The sequence below is a fragment of the Halobacillus naozhouensis genome, assembly GCF_029714185.1.
Taxonomy (GTDB): Bacteria; Bacillota; Bacilli; order Bacillales; family Halobacillaceae; genus Halobacillus_A; species Halobacillus_A naozhouensis.
The window spans coordinates 2,641,523-2,659,406 of sequence record NZ_CP121671.1 but is presented as its reverse complement, the minus strand read 5'-3'; the positions used below and the strand labels follow the sequence as shown (position 1 = coordinate 2,659,406).

Annotated in this window: 15 protein-coding genes; 12 read left to right on the top strand and 3 right to left on the bottom strand. The window is 41.8% G+C overall.

Features of this window, described 5'->3' with window-relative positions:
- The first annotated feature begins 2 nt into the window (after window positions 1–2).
- The gene (locus tag P9989_RS13965; protein ID WP_390307277.1) at window positions 3–950 is read left to right on the top strand and encodes a DHH family phosphoesterase; all 948 of its coding nucleotides are present in this window, start codon (window positions 3–5) and stop codon (window positions 948–950) included.
- 40 nt (window positions 951–990) lie between these two features.
- Here P9989_RS13965 and ytrI read toward each other — a convergent pair whose 3' ends face one another.
- Window positions 991–1,494, bottom strand: a complete 504-nt coding sequence (gene ytrI / locus P9989_RS13960; RefSeq protein WP_283075497.1) for a sporulation membrane protein YtrI — start codon at window positions 1,492–1,494, stop codon at window positions 991–993.
- On the bottom strand, window positions 1,494–1,829 hold the full coding sequence (gene ytrH, locus P9989_RS13955) for a sporulation membrane protein YtrH (protein ID WP_283075496.1): 336 nt from the start codon (window positions 1,827–1,829) through the stop codon (window positions 1,494–1,496). Before ytrH ends, ytrI begins: the two co-directional genes overlap by 1 nt.
- A 182-nt stretch (window positions 1,830–2,011) precedes the next feature.
- Here ytrH and dnaE point away from each other — a divergent pair, with 182 nt between their 5' ends.
- The 8 genes from dnaE (at window position 2,012) to P9989_RS13915 (ending at window position 12,936) form a co-directional block, all read left to right on the top strand.
- Window positions 2,012–5,299 carry a DNA polymerase III subunit alpha gene (gene dnaE / locus P9989_RS13950; protein WP_283075495.1) on the top strand — a complete coding sequence of 1,096 codons (3,288 nt, stop codon included), beginning with the start codon at window positions 2,012–2,014 and terminating at the stop codon, window positions 5,297–5,299.
- A gap of 259 nt (window positions 5,300–5,558) precedes the next feature.
- The gene (gene ystJ / locus P9989_RS13945; RefSeq protein WP_283075494.1) at window positions 5,559–6,797 is read left to right on the top strand and encodes an NADP-dependent malic enzyme; all 1,239 of its coding nucleotides are present in this window, start codon (window positions 5,559–5,561) and stop codon (window positions 6,795–6,797) included.
- A gap of 129 nt (window positions 6,798–6,926) precedes the next feature.
- Window positions 6,927–7,529 (top strand): FadR/GntR family transcriptional regulator, encoded by a 603-nt coding sequence (locus tag P9989_RS13940; protein WP_283075493.1) that lies wholly within the window; start codon window positions 6,927–6,929, stop codon window positions 7,527–7,529.
- Window positions 7,530–7,625: 96 nt separating this feature from the next.
- A complete protein-coding gene (gene accD / locus P9989_RS13935; RefSeq protein ID WP_283075491.1) occupies window positions 7,626–8,486 on the top strand; it encodes an acetyl-CoA carboxylase, carboxyltransferase subunit beta in 861 nt (286 codons plus the stop codon).
- Window positions 8,483–9,445, top strand: a complete 963-nt coding sequence (accA, locus tag P9989_RS13930) for an acetyl-CoA carboxylase carboxyl transferase subunit alpha (RefSeq protein ID WP_283075490.1) — start codon at window positions 8,483–8,485, stop codon at window positions 9,443–9,445. Before accD ends, accA begins: the two co-directional genes overlap by 4 nt.
- A 237-nt stretch (window positions 9,446–9,682) precedes the next feature.
- Window positions 9,683–10,642, top strand: a complete 960-nt coding sequence (gene pfkA, locus P9989_RS13925; protein ID WP_283075489.1) for a 6-phosphofructokinase — start codon at window positions 9,683–9,685, stop codon at window positions 10,640–10,642.
- Between the two features lie 36 nt (window positions 10,643–10,678).
- On the top strand, window positions 10,679–12,439 hold the full coding sequence (gene pyk / locus P9989_RS13920) for a pyruvate kinase (RefSeq protein ID WP_283078922.1): 1,761 nt from the start codon (window positions 10,679–10,681) through the stop codon (window positions 12,437–12,439).
- A 104-nt stretch (window positions 12,440–12,543) separates the two neighbouring features.
- Window positions 12,544–12,936 carry an FxsA family protein gene (locus tag P9989_RS13915; protein ID WP_283075488.1) on the top strand — a complete coding sequence of 131 codons (393 nt, stop codon included), beginning with the start codon at window positions 12,544–12,546 and terminating at the stop codon, window positions 12,934–12,936.
- A 37-nt stretch (window positions 12,937–12,973) separates the two neighbouring features.
- Here the strand turns inward: P9989_RS13915 and ytvI are convergent, their stop codons facing one another.
- On the bottom strand, window positions 12,974–14,086 hold the full coding sequence (gene ytvI, locus P9989_RS13910) for a sporulation integral membrane protein YtvI (protein WP_283075487.1): 1,113 nt from the start codon (window positions 14,084–14,086) through the stop codon (window positions 12,974–12,976).
- 239 nt (window positions 14,087–14,325) lie between these two features.
- On the opposite strand from ytvI, the gene citZ reads away from it, so the two are divergent.
- The 3 genes from citZ (at window position 14,326) to mdh (ending at window position 17,878) form a co-directional block, all read left to right on the top strand.
- Complete coding sequence (gene citZ / locus P9989_RS13905) at window positions 14,326–15,441, top strand: citrate synthase (protein ID WP_283075486.1); 1,116 nt, start codon at window positions 14,326–14,328, stop codon at window positions 15,439–15,441.
- A gap of 209 nt (window positions 15,442–15,650) precedes the next feature.
- Complete coding sequence (gene icd / locus P9989_RS13900) at window positions 15,651–16,925, top strand: NADP-dependent isocitrate dehydrogenase (protein WP_283075485.1); 1,275 nt, start codon at window positions 15,651–15,653, stop codon at window positions 16,923–16,925.
- A gap of 14 nt (window positions 16,926–16,939) precedes the next feature.
- Window positions 16,940–17,878 carry a malate dehydrogenase gene (gene mdh, locus P9989_RS13895; protein WP_283078921.1) on the top strand — a complete coding sequence of 313 codons (939 nt, stop codon included), beginning with the start codon at window positions 16,940–16,942 and terminating at the stop codon, window positions 17,876–17,878.
- Window positions 17,879–17,884: the final 6 nt, after the last annotated feature.

The following is a 17,884-nucleotide window of genomic DNA, read 5'->3' as shown; positions in this document are numbered from 1 at the left end:
TAATGTTAATGAGAGAGATTGCAGAAGCTATTCTACATTATGAAACGATTATCATACATCGTCATGTGCGTCCAGATCCGGATGCAATTGGTTCACAGGCAGGTCTGGCTGAAATGATTCAGCACAGTTTTCCATCGAAGAAAGTTATGATCGCAGGGTATGATGAACCTTCCCTTCAGTTCTTAGCAAAAATGGATGAGGTTTCAGATCGGGATTATGTGGGAGCCCTTGTTATTGTTTGTGATACAGCGAATCAAGCACGCATCGATGATCAGAGGTATAAGAAAGGCGATAAACTAATCAAAATTGATCATCACCCGGTCGTAGATGATTATGGAGATGTGAGCTGGGTCAATACGGATGCTAGCTCAACATCTGAAATGATATACACGTTTTTCAAAGAAATGTTTGATTTAGGATTTACATTTAACAATGTAGCAGCGAGATTGGTGTATGCCGGAATTGTCGGTGATACCGGACGTTTTTTGTTTCCTAGTACAACGAACCATACGTTAACTTCGGCTGCTGAGCTTGTTAACTATTCGTTCGACCGGCCTGAGCTGTATAATAATATGTACAAAACATCTATAAATGTGGCTAAATTGAAAGGGTATGTGCTCCAGAACTTTACCTTAAACGAAGCAGGATATAGTACAGTGCGGCTCCCAAAGGAAATACTTGAAAGACACAACGTGACGGCGACAGAAACAAGTGCGCTTGTAGGGTTGCTTGGCGATATCGAAGGAATTCTGGCTTGGGCTTTTTTTGTGGAGGAGGAAGACGTAATTCGTGTGCGGCTGCGCTCGAAAGGACCTGTTGTTAATACAATTGCTGCCAACCATAATGGAGGCGGTCATCCGATGGCGGCAGGAGCTTCTGCCTATTCCTGGGATGAAACAGATGAAATCGTGAACGAATTAGAAGCTGCTTGTCTGGCTTATCGTTCATAATAAATTGTGTCAGCAGGACTTTATCTGCCTGCTGACATTTCTATCGGTCTATGGAGATCGATATGTCTACAATTAATTCATTTGCGATTACGAGCTGCTCGACAGTTAATAGATAAATGAAATCGTCGACTTTAAACCGTTTGTTTTCAATTGCTGAGACTATCAGTTCTCTTTGCTTGGCAGCGTCCTCAATTTTCTCGCCGGTGAGGGAGGTAAGTTGCTCTTTCACCATGGATGAAAGTTGGTGCTGAGTAAGTTTATCCACTTCTAGTTCTTTTGCATTTTGGAATTCAACGACAATTTCTTGAACTGTCAGTCCTTTTGTTCTCTCTTCCTCTTCTTCTTCTTCCGCATTTAGCAGTTTCTCGTATTTCGCCTCTGTGTCCTTGAGGTCAGTCGATAACTCAATGTTTTCTTCCAGCAGCTGTTCCTGTAACTGACCATTTATAAATACAAATAATACATATCCGAAGATGATCCCAAATACCATTCCTGCAAAGAAGCGTCGCCACTCGGTACTTCTAACTTGTGGAGGGATGTACATTAAGTAACCTCCTCCCCAAGCAGGAATTCGAATAGTAGAAGGGCAGCTTGGACACCTCCCATGGCTGAGACGATAATCATCACTTGTTTAAACAAATCAAACGTTGAACCGTCAAATATACCTTTTTCAAAATTGCTGATTGCGTCAAAAGTCCCTCCAATTGCGGCTACGATCGCCCAAATGCGCAGGGCTTTTGCAATTCTATACATAGAGGTAAGAGGAGCTTCACCGGTGAGGAAGCTGCCAATACTGCCGATTAAGGTTCCTCCCATTATTACACCAAAAGCAATGAAAAAGCATTGGATCATGGATACAATAAGTCTTTCCTCTTCCATCTCGTCCCTCTTTCTGCTAAAAAAGTTATTAAAGATTTCACTTATTACTCAAAATATTCTTAGCTTTAAGGAATTATGCAGGAGGCTTTCTTAGGTGGGATAACTTCCATATAATATAAGATAGAAAGAAGGTGGCTCCGATGTCGTTTACACATTTACATGTACATAGTGGATATAGCCTAATGAACAGTACGATCCAAATCCCTTCTCTTGTAAAAAAAGCGAAAGAACTTGGTTTCACTTCCCTTGCGCTCACAGATGACAACGTAATGAGTGGAGCCGTAGCTTTTTACAGGGCTTGTCTTGAGGCAGGGATAAAGCCTTTATTAGGAATGAAAATACAACTACTGTATAAGGGAGAATACTTTCCAGTCGTATTGCTTGCGAAAAGTAAGCAAGGCTACCAGGAGCTACTGTCTATAAGTACATTGAGGCAGGCATCAGAGGAGATTTCCCTTGAGGATATACCTGTATATCCTGCGGATCTCATTGCGATTGTTTCCGTTTCTGAAACTTCCTGGGGTCCTTCGATTCTCAATGGCATGACTGAGGATGTTGAGGATGACTTGTCGAACTGGCGGCTTTATTTCGATGAGGTATATTTAGGTGTAAAAGATTATGGTGTTCACATAGAACGGCAGCTTCACCACCCATTGAAAGAGTGGTCAATGCAAAGCGGCATACCGGTGACAGCGATGAATGAGGTTCGCTATCTTAATGCTGATGACGCTGAGGCGTATGAATGTTTACGCGCCATTGATCGTGACGAAACATTTACGCTTGATGAGATTAGCAGTCATCATCAATATTTAAAACCATCCGCGGAAGTAGAAAATTATTATAAAGATTGGTGGCCGGAAGTGCTGGAGGCCAATCAAACTATTGTGGAGTCCTGTAACATCCAGCTTGATCTCCACCAGCAGCTTATCCCTTCATTCCCTGTACCGGACGGAAAATCCTCTGCCCAATTTTTACGCTTTCTTTGTGAACGTGAATTAACAAGAAAGTATACAGAGAATCAACAGGAGGCAAGGGAAAGGTTGGAACATGAGCTGAAGGTCATCACCTCTATGAATTTCAGTGATTACTTTCTCATTGTGTGGGATTTCATCGATTATGCTAGAGAAGCTGGTATGGAGGCAGGACCAGGAAGGGGTTCGGCTGCTGGTTCGATCGTTAGCTATTTGTTAGGCATCACACAGGTTGACCCCCTGGAATATCACCTGTTTTTTGAACGATTTTTAAATCCTGAACGGTTGACTATGCCTGATATAGATATTGATTTTCCAGACGACAGGCGTGATGAAGTGATTGAGTACGTAGCAAATAAATATGGGAAGGAACACGTTGCCCAAATTTGTACGTTTGGTACTTTTGCCTCACGAAGTGTATTACGGGAGCTGTTTAAAACGATGAATGTGGATCACAGGGATGCTTCCTTTATTCTTAATCATATTAAAGGAGGGTCATCCAGTAAATTGAGGCAGCAGGTGCAAAAATCTTCAGCATTAAAAGAATACATTCGCTCCTCTCCTCATTTACAAAAAGTGTTCCAGCTGGCAAGTAAACTGGAAGGACTGCCACGACATGTTTCTACCCACGCAGCGGGGGTAGTGATCAGTGAGCAGCCACTTATTGAATATACAGCCCTGATGCAAGGGCAAGGTGATGTTCAGCTTACTCAATTTGCGATGGGGGACATCGAGGCTGTCGGCCTGTTAAAGATGGACTTTCTTGGTCTTCGGAACCTTTCTTTGATGAGAAGAATAGAAAAGAAAATTCAGGATTACAGAGATTCGAATTTTTCCATTAAAGGAATTCCTCTTGTCGATAATCAATCATTTGAACTGTTACAGAAGGGAAAAACAAATGGCGTGTTTCAGCTGGAATCACAAGGGATGAAGGATGTCCTTCGTCGATTAAAACCAAGTCACTTTGAGGATGTCGTTGCCGTTAACGCCCTCTATCGTCCTGGTCCAATGGAATACATTCCAGTCTATATCAATAGAAAGCATGGAGTAGAGGAAATTGATTATCCTCATCCTGATTTGCAGCCGATCCTAAAATCAACGTTTGGAGTGCTCGTCTATCAAGAACAAATTATGCAAGTTGCTAAGAAAATGGCAGGATATTCACTGGGAGAGGCAGACTTATTAAGACGGGCAGTAAGTAAGAAACAAAGAGAAATACTTGTACAGCAGCGAGAGCAATTCATTTCGAGGACGGTAGAAACAGGCTACACTGATGATGTGGCAAATGAGTTGTTTGACTGGATTGTTAAGTTTTCGAATTATGGGTTTAATCGAAGTCATGCTGTGGCTTATAGTATGATTTCTTATCAGTTGGCTTATCTGAAGGCACATTACCCTTCTTATTTTTTAGCAGAACTTATTAATTCAACAATAGGTGACCGCGATAAGTTATCAACATATTTACGGGAAGCAAAAGATTTAGGAACTTCAATAAAAGGACCATCGATCAACAAAAGTCATATATATGCTCGTGATGAGCATGGAGCAATCCGGCTGGGTTTTTTGTCCATTAAAGGGATCGGTTTTCAGGCTGCCCAGGCAATCTTGAATGCCAGAAAAGAGGCGCCGTTTAAACATTTAAATGACTTTTGTTTAAGAGTTCGGAACAAAGAGGTTTCCAGGTCAGTGATTGAAGCTTTGATCATGGCAGGCGCGTTTGATGATTTGCAGCACAATCGAGCAAGTCTGCTCGCCAGTATCGATCAGGCTTTAGAACAAGGGGAATTGTTTAAAGAGTTTCAGGACCAGCCTGGCCTGTTTAGTTCAGATTTAGAATTGGGCAGACAAACGCTGAAAGTCGATCCTTTCCCTGTTTTACAACAGCTCTCCATGGAGAAAGAAGTATTAGGCACCTATCTATCAGAACATCCGCTTGAGGTTCACCGTCAGCAGCTTACTCGATTGAACATTAGACTGTTGAAAGATATTCTTCAAAAAAAAGGTGTAAAGTCTGTTAAATCAGCTGTTGTCATTGAAAAGCTGAAAGAGATAAGGACGAAGCGGGGAGATCCGATGGCGTTCTTGACAGTGAGCGACGAAACAACAGAAATGGACGCTGTCGTTTTTCCGGAACTGTACCGAAGTGTGAAACAATGGATTTCAGAACAAATGCTTGCCGTGATAGAAGGGAAGATTGAAGAGCGAAATGGCCGTAAACAATGGGTGGTTAATGAGATTTCCCGTTTAGATAACGAGGAGAAATCTGATCGTACCGAACAAAGGCTGTTTATAAAAACGAGCATATCTGAAGAAAAACAAACATTGGCCAGATTAAATAAATTATCGACCTATTTTCCTGGAGACACACCAGTACTGCTCTTTCTGGCTGAAGACCGCAAAACTTACCAATTAAGTGAATCCTATTCTTTATCTGTTTCTGAAGAATGCTTACGAAAACTACACGAGTTTTTTGGTTTATCCTCCGTTGCCTTACGATAATAGGTTAGTAAGACAAATTAATTAGAAGACGCCCAAGACGACTCAAATAATCTACTGGTATGATTTTAAGGTAGATAGGTTTAATCTTGTTTCAGAGCAACGCGAAATTAGTCGATTTTATTCTAATGGTCCCGCTTAGGGCATAAAAGCTTTAGTCATATTCTTTACAGCCCAAATCGATCTGTTATAATGAAGAGGTTAATAGTGGTCTGACCACCAAATCGGCTTTATTCTATCTGTTATAAAGGAGCGTGTACTCGTGTCAAATTTGCGTGATGAAGCACTGCATATACATCGTGCTAATAAAGGGAAACTGGAAACTAACTCAAAGGTTCCTGTTAGAAATTCAAAAGATTTAAGCCTCGCTTATTCTCCTGGGGTTGCTGAACCATGTAAAGAGATTTATGATCATAAAGAATCGGTATATGATTATACAATGAAAGGGAATATGGTAGCTGTCGTTAGTGATGGATCCGCGGTATTGGGTTTAGGGAATATCGGGCCAGAAGCAGCCCTGCCTGTAATGGAAGGGAAAGCTGCCCTCTTTAAAAGTTTTGCCGGTGTAGATGCGTTTCCGATCTGCTTAAATACTAGAGACATAGATGAGATTGTTCAAACAGTTAAATTAATGGAGCCTACTTTTGGTGGCGTAAACCTGGAGGACATTGCGGCCCCAAATTGTTTTATCATTGAAGACCGTTTGAAAAAAGAAACAAATATCCCAATTTTCCATGATGACCAGCACGGCACAGCGATTGTAACTCTAGCCGGGTTAGTTAATGCATTAAAAATTACCGGGAAGTCTTTCTCTGAAATTAAAGTAGTGGCTAACGGAGCAGGAGCAGCCGGAATTGCCATTATTAAATTGCTCTACCATTTTGGCGTTCGCGACATTATTATGTGTGACTCAAAAGGAGCGATTTACGAAGGTCGCCCGAACGGAATGAATGATGTAAAAGATGAAGTAGCTAAAATTACGAATAAAGATAAAGTAAGTGGCAGTTTAGAAGAAGTAATGGAAGGAGCAGACGTATTTATCGGAGTTTCTGTTGGAGGCCTCCTTTCTAAAGAAATGGTCTCTAAAATGAACGATGATTCTATTATTTTTGCTATGGCTAACCCGGAACCGGAAATTATGCCTGAGGATGCGAAGGAGTCTGGCGCACGTGTAATTGGGACGGGCCGATCCGACTTTCCTAATCAGGTGAACAACGTTCTTGCTTTCCCTGGGATTTTTCGCGGAGCTCTTGACGTTCGAGCAACACGTATAAATGAAAAGATGAAGATTGCTGCAGTGGAAGCCATTGCTTCTTTAGTGAGCGATGAGGAACTTCATGAGGATTACGTTATTCCAGCACCATTTGATCCAAGAGTAGCACCTGCTGTTGCAGCCAGTGTAGCGCAGGCTGCTATGGAATCAGGTGTAGCCAGACATCATGTAGATCCTGAAGAAGTGGCAGAAAAGACCCGACAACTTACCCTTATTGATGAAGAGTGAAGGTAACACAAGAGAAAAGCTCTCCGGCTTTTCTCTTGTGGTTTTTGAAATGGTACGCTTGTCTTGTCTGCCCGGGCGCTTGCACTTTTGTTCTTACATATTGTATGTGTGAAGGAGGGGGCTTTAGGTGTGTCCCGATCTTTAAATGAGAAAGTGTATGAAGGGGTTCTGGAACAAATTAAGTCATATATTGAAGCTCACGAGTTAAAACCTGGTGATAAACTGCCTTCCGAACGAGAGTTGAGCGAACGACTTAAAGTAGGAAGATCCTCCATTCGAGAGGCTTTACGAGCAATGGAATTATTAGGATTAATTGAAACTCGGCGTGGTGAGGGAACGTATATGAGAACATACCGTCCTTATCACATGGTAGAATTATTGTCTAAATTCTTACTCAATAATTCACGAACCAGAGACGAGCTGCTAACGGCGAAGCAGATGTTGGAGAAAGAAGTGTTATTCATGTCAGTTGGAAGGTTGTCAAATCAACAGCTGTCAGTCATATCCTCATTGTTACGGGAAGAGCATTCTTGTGAGAGGCACCAGCGTCTTTTTCACTATTTATTTGAACAAAGCAGGCATCCCTTGCTATTATCGATGTGGCAATTTATTACCGGGTTCACCCATACAGTTCATGATATTACCTATCATGCATCCTGGTATGAGGAAATGGAATCAGTGATCAGACAGGGTTCTGCTGCACAGGTCACAACGTTGTTCGATCATAATTAATGTTGTTTAATATACCCCGACATATTAAGTGATGTTATCTGATTACATTATTGTATAGTATATAGTAGAAACCTTTGTCCTAAAGGAGGAATCAGCTTGCTTAGAGATTTTTTCAGCAAGAAAAAAAGGTATGCATCCATCCCTAGTCAGGAAGCAAAGCAGGATGTACCTGAGGGTCTAATGCAAAAGTGCCCAAGTTGTCAAAAGATATTTTATAGAAAAGAATTAATTAGAAATCATAACGTATGTCCACATTGTGGTCATCACCATAGGCTAAGTGCTTACGAAAGAATTGATCACTTGTTCGATGGTGACTCTTTTGAAGAATGGGACAAGTACATGATCTCAAATAACCCGCTGGAGTTTCCGGATTATGAGGAAAAGCTTGAGAAAGACAGGAAGAAATCAGACTTAAATGAAGCTGTTGTTACTGGAAAAGCAGCGTTAAATGGGATCCCCACAGCGTTAGCTGTTATGGATGCTCGTTTTCGGATGGGCAGTATGGGCTCGGTTGTAGGAGAGAAAATTACCAATGCCATTGAACAAGCCAGAAAAGAAAAGATTCCGTTTATTATCTTCACGGCTTCTGGCGGTGCGCGGATGCAAGAGGGTGTGCTAAGCCTTATGCAAATGGGTAAAACATCGATTGCCTTACAGCGTCTCCACCAGGAGCAAGGTTTGTTCATTTCGGTCATGACTCATCCTACTACAGGAGGCGTTTCAGCCAGCTTTGCTTCGTTAGGGGATTATAACTTTGCAGAGCCCGCCGCTTTAATAGGCTTTGCCGGACGCAGGATTATAGAACAGACAATACGCGAGAAACTCCCAGATGATTTCCAAACTGCTGAATTTTTGCTTGAGCACGGACAATTAGACCGCGTCATCCACCGTCATGACATGAAAGCAACACTGACAACGGTGCTCGAGCTGCATCAGACGGGAGGCGAAGCCACATGAAGCACGTATTGGAGTTTGAAAAACCAGTAGTAGAACTTCGGGAGAAAATAGCTGAACTAAAACGTTTAACAGAAGAGAGTGAGATGGACTTAAGTGACGAGATCGTCACTTTAGAAAATCGATTAGAGAAGCTGGAAAAAGATGTATACGATCGAATGAAACCGTGGGATAGAGTGCAAATGGCACGACACCCTGAGCGCCCGACCACTCTTGATTACATTGAGGAACTATTTACAGATTTTCTCGAACTGCACGGTGATCGTTTATACGGAGATGATGAAGCCATTGTCTCAGGTATTGCGAAGTTCGGGGAACGACCGGTAACTATAATTGGCCACCAACGTGGAAAAGATACGAAAGAAAATATCAGGCGGAACTTCGGTATGCCTCATCCGGAAGGTTACCGAAAAGCACTGCGCCTAATGAAGCAGGCTGAGAAGTTCAAACGCCCTATCATCACCTTTATTGATACGAAGGGTGCCTACCCAGGCAGAGCAGCTGAAGAGCGCGGGCAAAGTGAAGCCATTGCCAGAAATTTAATGGAAATGGCCGGCCTTACTGTTCCAATTGTTTGTATTGTGATTGGTGAAGGTGGAAGCGGTGGTGCTTTAGGTCTTGGAATTGGTGATCGTGTATTTATGCTCGAGAATTCGACCTACTCCGTTATTTCACCGGAAGGAGCTGCCTCCATCCTTTGGAAAGATTCAGGCTTAGCTCAGCAAGCGGCTGAGTCGATGAAGATTACCGCCAATGACTTGAAAACTCTCAACGTAATTGATGAAGTTATTCCGGAAATACGCGGCGGGGCTCATCGAGATATTAAGGCTCAATCAGATCAAATAAGGGAATTGCTGGATGAGTCCTTAAAGGAGCTTGAAAAAAGTAGTGAGTCTGACTTGTTAGAAAATCGATTTAATAAATACAAAAAAATTGGTGATTATACACATCTTGATATATAATGATAGGGTAAAAATAAAGCTTAAATTGCGAAGTCGCACAAGATCCACGTGCGACTTTTGTCATCTTTACAGAATGGTAACGCTATCATTCGGTCGAAGACTTTGTATTCCTGTTCTAGTTTATGTCTATAAATAAGGATAAGTGGTTAAAGCTTAGTCTGATATAGAATAGAGGTTTCACTTTACATGTGAATGGGGAGACAGATTAATACGTATAACTTTTTGAGGTGAATGAGGATGAAAAAAATAGGTGTATTAACAAGTGGCGGAGATGCCCCGGGCATGAATGCTGCTATACGTGCCGTTGTTCGAAAGGCAATCTACCATGACATTGAGGTTTATGGAATCCAGCACGGGTACCAGGGACTGATTGATGGTACTATAGAAAAGCTGGAACTTGGTTCTGTAGGGGATATTATTCAACGTGGAGGGACGAAACTATATTCAGCTCGCTGTGAAGAATTCAAAACAGCAGAAGGTCAGCAGAAGGGAATAGAACAATTACAAAAGCATGGCATCGAAGGATTAATTGTCATCGGTGGAGATGGGACATTCATGGGTGCAAAGAAACTAACGGAACACGGCTACCCATGTATTGGTGTGCCTGGAACTATTGATAACGACATTCCTGGAACTGATTTTACCATTGGATTTGACACGGCTTTAAATACAATTATTGACGCGATCGATAAGATCCGTGATACAGCAACATCCCATGAGCGGACGTATGTAATTGAAGTAATGGGACGAGATGCCGGGGATTTGGCTCTCTGGGCAGGTCTTGCCGATGGAGCAGAAAGTATTTTGATCCCTGAAGTTAAAGATGACTTTGATGATGTGATCGACCGTCTGAAGCGCGGACACGATCGCGGAAAAAAACATAGTATTATCATACTGGCAGAAGGAATGGGAAGTGGATTCGAATTTGGTAAAAAAATTAAAGAAGCGACCGACCTGGAAACACGTGTAACAGTCTTAGGACATACCCAGCGCGGCGGTTCTCCATCAGCTTCTGACCGCGTGTTGGCAAGTCGTCTGGGAGCCTATGCTGTTGACTTGCTCATCGCAGGGAAGGCCGGGCGCATGGTCGGTATAGAGAAAAATGAACTAGTAGACCACGATATACTGGAAATCCTAAATGCCAAGCATTCAGTCGACTTAAACTTGTATCGTCTGTCAAAAGAGTTATCGATCTAATTAAGTGAATAGATGTTTTGAGGAGGAAGTAATATGATTAGAAAAACCAAGATCGTAAGCACCATCGGACCTGCATCCGAATCTGTGGAGATGCTGACTAAGTTAATTGAAGCAGGAATGAACGTTACCCGTTTAAATTTTTCACACGGGGATTTTGAAGAACACGGGGCACGCATTAAGAATATTCGTCAAGCGGCGGATGCAACTGGAAAAACAGTAGCCATACTACTGGATACGAAAGGTCCTGAAATCAGGACAGGTACACTTAAGGGCGGCGAAGCTCAATTGGAAAAAGGATCAACAGCCTACGTGTCCATGGAAGAAATCGAAGGTGATGCCGAGCGCTTCTCTGTAACTTATCCAGGATTAATTAACGATGTTCATAAAGGTTCAAAAATCCTGCTTGATGACGGTCTGGTCGAGCTTCTGGTAGAAGAAGTTCTCCCAGAACAAAATGAAATTAAAACAACCGTATTAAACAATGGCCTATTAAAAAATAAAAAAGGCGTAAACGTTCCGAACGTCAGTGTGAACCTTCCTGGAATTACGGATAAGGATGCAAAAGATATTGAATTTGGTATTGAGCAGGATGTTGATTTTATTGCTGCTTCTTTCGTGCGCCGAGCCTCAGATGTACTTGAAATTAAAGAGCTTCTAGAAAAACATGATGCGACACACATTCAAATCATTCCTAAGATTGAAAACCAGGAAGGTGTCGACAATATTGAAGAAATTTTAGAAGTAAGTGATGGATTAATGGTAGCTCGGGGTGACTTAGGCGTTGAGATCCCTGCTGAGGATGTCCCGCTTGTTCAAAAGGAATTAATTCGAAAATGTAATAAAGCTGGGAAACCTGTTATTACTGCCACACAAATGCTTGATTCCATGCAGCGAAATCCTCGGCCAACTCGTGCAGAAGCTTCCGATGTGGCCAATGCTATTTTTGACGGGACAGATGCGATTATGCTTTCAGGAGAAACAGCTGCGGGAGACTACCCTGAAGAAGCAGTCCGCACGATGCATAATATCGCGAGAAAAACAGAAACAGGCTTAAATTATAAAGCGATTCTTAGTGAACGTTCTAAACACAGTGATATGACGATCACGGACGGTATCAGTCAATCTGTTACCCATACAGCCATTAACCTTGAGGTCAATGCGGTAATTACACCAACAGAGAGTGGTCACACGGCAAGAATGATTTCTAAATATCGTCCATTTGCTCCGATCGTTGCGATCACTTCAAGCGAACGGGTCAATCGTAAGCTTTCCCTTGTATGGGGGGTACATGCTGTAATGGGACCTCATGCGCATTCAACAGATGATATGCTAGACGTTGCAGTAGACCGTGGACTGGCTTCAGGAGTTGTAACGCGGGGAGACCGGGTCATAATTACAGCAGGTGTCCCTGTAGGTGAAAGTGGTACAACGAACTTGATGAAGATTCATGTCATCGGGGATGTACTCGTGAAAGGCCAAGGAGTAGGACGCAAGAGTGCCTATGGCCGTGTTGTAGTAGCAAAAGATGCTGAAGAAGCGATGAACAGAGTCGAAGATGGAGATATTCTTGTCACTTATGGTACAGATCGTGACATGATGCCAGCTATTGAAAGGGCTGCTGGACTAATCACACAGGAAGGCGGATTAACTTCACATGCTGCAGTTGTAGGACTGAGCCTTGGGATTCCGGTTATTGTAGGTGTGGAAGGTGCGCTTACCAAAATCACAGATGGATCAGATATCACGATGGATAGTTCTCGTGGGGATATTTATGAAGGACATGCAAGTGTGCTTTAATAAAGAGTAATAGGCAGAGTCAAATTTAGACTCTGCTTTTTTCTTTTGGTATGAAATCGAATCTGTCATATAATAAAGGAAAAAGGTTCAGAAAGGACGATCTTATGTTTCGCTGGTTGTTTCTACTCATTATTATTATACCGGCATTAGAAATAGCCTTGTTTATCTGGGCTGGACAAATAATCGGTGCGTGGTGGGTGATCCTGCTGATCATAACCACTGGTGTTATTGGAGCATGGCTTGCTAAGCAGCAAGGGCTTGAAACTATTCGCAAAGTACAGTCCTCTGTTGGAGTTGGTCAGGAACCAGCGGATGCGTTACTGGACGGTGCCTGTATTTTGGTAGGCTCTGTATTACTTCTAACGCCGGGCTTTATTACGGATGCTACCGGCTTTCTTTTACTGCTTCCTAGAACAAGACCCTTAATTAAATCGTTTATACGCAGAATTATTATGAAACTGGTGGACCGGAATACCATTACGATTTACCGAAGATAATGCTAGGCTGTTCCTTAGAGACCTGAGGAACAGCTTCTTATTCTTGGCCTTTAATGAAGTACCATGCCTGCGATATGACACCTGTTGTATGAAGTGTTTTGATAAAGGCAATAATAATCGGGCTTACGATGACTGCATACATACCCACCAGTTGAAAGCCAACAAACAGGCCTGTTAACAAAACAAGTGGGTGGACACCGAAATGTGAAGCTAAGATTTTTGGTTCCAGCAATTGCCTTGTAATGATAATCACCATATAGAGTACCGCCAGGCAGATCGTCATTTCGAATTGACCCATTATAAATTGATAGACGATCCATGGAATGAAAATAATACCTGTACCAATGTAAGGGATAAAATCAACGACACCTGAGACAAGGGCAATGGTTAAAGCATTGGGAATGTCCAATATAACTAGTCCCACGTAAATCATCGCAATAGATATACTCATCAAAATAATTTGTGCTCTTACAATACCGCTAACCGTTTCTTTGAAATCGGAAAATACAGCCGATGTATGATGTTGGACGGATATGTTCATTTGTTGGACAAGGTAATTTTGAATTATGTCCCAATCTTTACTAAGGAAAAAAGTAGAAAGAATACCGACGATTAATGTCATTGTAAATTCAGGTACACCAGCCAGCCCGCTGCTGAGAAATTGTAAAATATTATTCATCCATTCCATTCCGGTAACACTTAGCTTTTCACGGAATATATCTGCCGATTGATAGATAGACTGCTGCCAGGAAGAATCGATCATCCCGAGCCATTGGTCAATGTAGTTTAATGGTGGCTGGATCAACCCAAGAAGCTTATCATGTAAGGTGTTAATGATTTGTAAGTAATGGTGGGCACCACCTGACAATAACCTTTGCATCTGGTCAATAAGTTCAGCGATGATTAAGGTTAACGAACCGAGTGCAAAGGTAGCGATTGATAGAAGTAAGAGCAAGATGGAAAGCGTTCTCGGTAAATGAAGATGCTGTTCGAAAATCCTTATAAATGGTTGTAACGTCCAAGAAATGATAAAAGCAAAAATAAATGGAAATAAATATTGCCACAATGTAAGGGCAACAATAATACAGATAAGTGTACCGGCGCAAACGATTAAGAAGCGGATAAATTGCTGAACGCGGAATTTGTTCATGCTCGTCCCACCTAACATAAGTAAACTCTTTAATGCAGACATTCAGGGAATTCATTGGTTTCCAAGAATCGTCAATAGTTTATAAAATATCGTAAATTAAACGGTTTCAATTCACATTGAACTCAGAATACTTTATAATTAGCCGTGGGGATGAATTGCAAATCCATTTATAGGTCTATTATCAAGTGTTTATCTCACCGATAATGAAAGAATGGAACATATTAAAAAGGAGAGATTGTATGGCATCAACAAAAGGCTTAGAAGGAATTACAGCTACAGAGTCAACTATCAGTTCGATTATCGATGACAAATTAACCTATGTTGGATATGATATCGATGATTTAGCAAACAACTCTAGTTTTGAAGAAGTTGTTTATTTGCTCTGGAATCAAAAGCTTCCGACACAAAACGAATTGAACCAGTTTAAAACAGAACTTATTTCGAATATGGGTATTCCGAGTGAAGTAGTGGACCACCTGAAGTCGTATGATCTATCTACCGTTCACCCAATGGCTGCTGTACGCACAGCTGTGTCCATGTTAGGTTTATTTGATCCCGAATCAGATGTTATGGAGGAAGAAGCAAATAAACGTAAAGCACTTCGTTTACAAGCAAAAATTCCGACAGTGGTTACAGCTTTTGCTCGCATACGTAATGGCAAAGACCCTGTAGAACCTAAGAGAGATCTTAGTTTTGCTGCGAATTTCTTATATATGATGAACGGGAAAGATCCGGAAGATATCGAAGTAGAAGCTTTTAACAAGGCATTGGTGCTTCATGCAGACCACGAATTGAATGCATCTACATTTACTGCACGAGTTTGTGTGGCTACACTTTCTGATGTTTATTCAGGTGTAACAGCTGCTATCGGTGCACTCAAAGGGCCCCTTCATGGTGGAGCAAATGAGCGTGTCATGGAGATGCTTACAGAGATCGGATCTGTAGAGCAAGCGATTCCAGAAATTGAGAAAAAACTGGAAAACAAAGAAAAAATCATGGGTATGGGGCACCGTGTTTATCGTAATGGCGACCCACGTGCCAAGCATTTACGTGAAATGTCCCGCGAGCTGACGGAACTCACTGGCCATTCTAAATACTATGATATGTCTATTAAGATTGAAGATTACATTAAAGAAAACAAAGGCTTACCTGCCAATGTAGACTTTTATTCTGCATCCGTTTATCACAGTCTTGGAATCGATCACGATATCTTTACACCAATCTTCGCAGTAAGCCGTGTGTCTGGCTGGCTTGCACACATTCTAGAGCAATATGCAGATAATCGTTTGATTCGTCCAAGAGCTGAGTACGTTGGGCCTAAAGGGCAAACATACAAGCCAATCGAAGAGCGTTAGAATAGAATTGTATGGGTGAATTAGAAAGAGCATAACGTTTGGTAAGCCAATATGAAAGTTTACTTAAGGATGACGAATGTATTAGCTCCCAAGAGAAGCTGAATATTTTTGAATGTATGCTTTTTCTCTGCTCTTTTTATTCGGGTTATTTTAACGTATGATAGAAAAGGATGCTTTATCCCAGATACTAATTTTCAGGAGGGTTTATTTTGACACAATCACAGAAAATCTCAGTAGAACAGAATGGTAATTTGAACGTACCAGACCGTCCGGTTATACCGTACATCGAAGGTGACGGAATTGGACCAGATATTTGGGCAGCAGCCAGCAAGGTGATCGAAGCTGCTGTTGATAAAGCTTATAACGGTGAAAAATCTATCGAATGGAAAGAAGTACTTGCTGGTCAAAAGGCCTATGACGAAACAGGTGAATGGCTGCCAGATGCTACGCTAGATACGATTCGTGATTACAAAATTGCTATTAAAGGTCCACTTACTACACCTATCGGCGGTGGAATTCGCTCATTAAATGTGGCACTAAGACAAGAGCTGGATTTGTTTACTTGTCTTCGTCCTGTACGATATTTTGAAGGTGTGCCATCTCCAGTTAAACGCCCTGAAGACACAGATATGGCGATTTTCCGTGAAAATACAGAAGATATCTATGCGGGAATCGAGTGGCAGGAAGGTTCACCTGAAGTGAAGAAGGTCATTGATTTCCTTCAAAACGAAATGGGCGTACATAATATACGTTTTCCTGAAACTTCCGGTATTGGTGTTAAGCCTGTTTCAGAAGAAGGTACAAAACGTCTTGTACGTGCGGCCATAGATTATGCATTTAATGAAGGACGTAAAAATGTAACCCTCGTCCATAAAGGCAACATTATGAAATTCACAGAAGGCTCCTTCAAAAATTGGGGCTATGAAGTGGCAGAAGAAGAATACGGTGATAAAGTATTCACATGGGCTGAATATGATCGTATTGTAGAAAAGGAAGGCAAAGATGCTGCAAATGCAGCACAAGATAAAGCAGAAGCTGAGGGTAAAATGATCGTTAAAGATGCAATTGCCGATATCTTCTTGCAGCAAATTTTAACTCGTCCAAAGGAATTCGACGTTGTGGCAACAATGAACTTAAATGGGGATTATATTTCTGATGCCCTGGCTGCCCAAGTTGGCGGAATTGGTATCGCTCCAGGTGCTAACATCAACTTTGAAACTGGACATGCTATTTTTGAAGCCACACACGGTACAGCACCTAAGTATGCAGGAATGGATAAAGTAAACCCATCTTCTGTTATTCTTTCCGGGGTTCTTATGCTTGACCACCTAGGTTGGAGAGAAGCTGGAGAGCTTATTTCTAAAGCTATGGACAAGACAATCGGAAGCAAAGTTGTGACGTATGACTTTGCACGAATGATGGACGGTGCTACTGAAGTAAAATGTTCTGAGTTTGGTGACGCTTTAATTAAAAACATGGACTAAGGAAGGGGATCATGATGGCAATTCGTAGAAATAAGATTTCTGTAATTGGCAGCGGCTTTACTGGTGCTACAACTGCACTAATGGCAGCTCAAAAGGAACTAGGCGATGTTGTATTAGTAGACATTCCTGATATGGAAGATCCGACTAAAGGAAAAGCCTTAGACATGCTTGAAGCAAGTCCTGTGCAAGGATTTGACGCAAATATAAAAGGTACAGCCGACTATGAGGATACAAAAGACTCTGACCTAGTCATCATTACAGCAGGTATTGCCCGTAAGCCAGGAATGAGCCGTGACGACCTCGTCAGTACAAACTCCAAAATTATGAAAAGCGTTACAAAAGAAATTGTTAAGTATTCACCTGATTGCTATATAATTGTATTAACAAATCCTGTTGATGCGATGACCTATTCTGTATTTCAGGAAGCTGGACTTCCTAAGAATCGGGTAATTGGTCAGTCTGGTGTACTGGATACTTCTCGCTTCCGCACATTTGTTGCAGAAGAACTCAACGTATCCATTAAAGATGTTACAGGATTCGTATTAGGTGGACATGGGGATGACATGGTTCCACTTGTACGCTACTCATTTGCAGGTGGCATTCCGTTAGAAAAGCTTATTTCTAAAGAGCGCCTTGATGCGATCGTGGAACGTACTCGTAAGGGTGGAGGAGAAATTGTAGGACTACTTGGAAATGGGAGTGCCTATTATGCTCCAGCAGCCTCATTAGTACAAATGGCTGAAGCGATTCTTAAAGATCAGCGGAGAATACTCCCAGCGATTGCATATCTAGAAGGTGAGTATGGTTATGAGGGCATCTACCTCGGTGTACCTACAATTTTAGGCGGAAACGGAATTGAAGAAGTGATTGAGCTTGAACTTACAGAGGATGAGAAAAAACAATTAGATCAATCTGCTGACTCTGTTAAAAATGTACTCAATGTATTAAACTAAAGGAGA

What these genes read in the sequence shown, in the direction of transcription:
- dnaE (WP_283075495.1), top strand. Translation starts at nt 2,012, where the DNA reads ATGAACAGTACGATCCAAATCCCTTCTCTTGTAAAAAAAGCGAAAGAA.
- ytvI (WP_283075487.1), bottom strand. Translation starts at nt 14,086, where the DNA reads ATGAACAAATTCCGCGTTCAGCAATTTATCCGCTTCTTAATCGTTTGC.
- pfkA (WP_283075489.1), top strand. Translation starts at nt 9,683, where the DNA reads ATGAAAAAAATAGGTGTATTAACAAGTGGCGGAGATGCCCCGGGCATG.
- P9989_RS13915 (WP_283075488.1), top strand. Translation starts at nt 12,544, where the DNA reads ATGTTTCGCTGGTTGTTTCTACTCATTATTATTATACCGGCATTAGAA.
- ytrI (WP_283075497.1), bottom strand. Translation starts at nt 1,494, where the DNA reads ATGTACATCCCTCCACAAGTTAGAAGTACCGAGTGGCGACGCTTCTTT.
- accA (WP_283075490.1), top strand. Translation starts at nt 8,483, where the DNA reads ATGAAGCACGTATTGGAGTTTGAAAAACCAGTAGTAGAACTTCGGGAG.
- mdh (WP_283078921.1), top strand. Translation starts at nt 16,940, where the DNA reads ATGGCAATTCGTAGAAATAAGATTTCTGTAATTGGCAGCGGCTTTACT.
- P9989_RS13965 (WP_390307277.1), top strand. Translation starts at nt 3, where the DNA reads ATGTTAATGAGAGAGATTGCAGAAGCTATTCTACATTATGAAACGATT.
- citZ (WP_283075486.1), top strand. Translation starts at nt 14,326, where the DNA reads ATGGCATCAACAAAAGGCTTAGAAGGAATTACAGCTACAGAGTCAACT.
- ytrH (WP_283075496.1), bottom strand. Translation starts at nt 1,829, where the DNA reads ATGGAAGAGGAAAGACTTATTGTATCCATGATCCAATGCTTTTTCATT.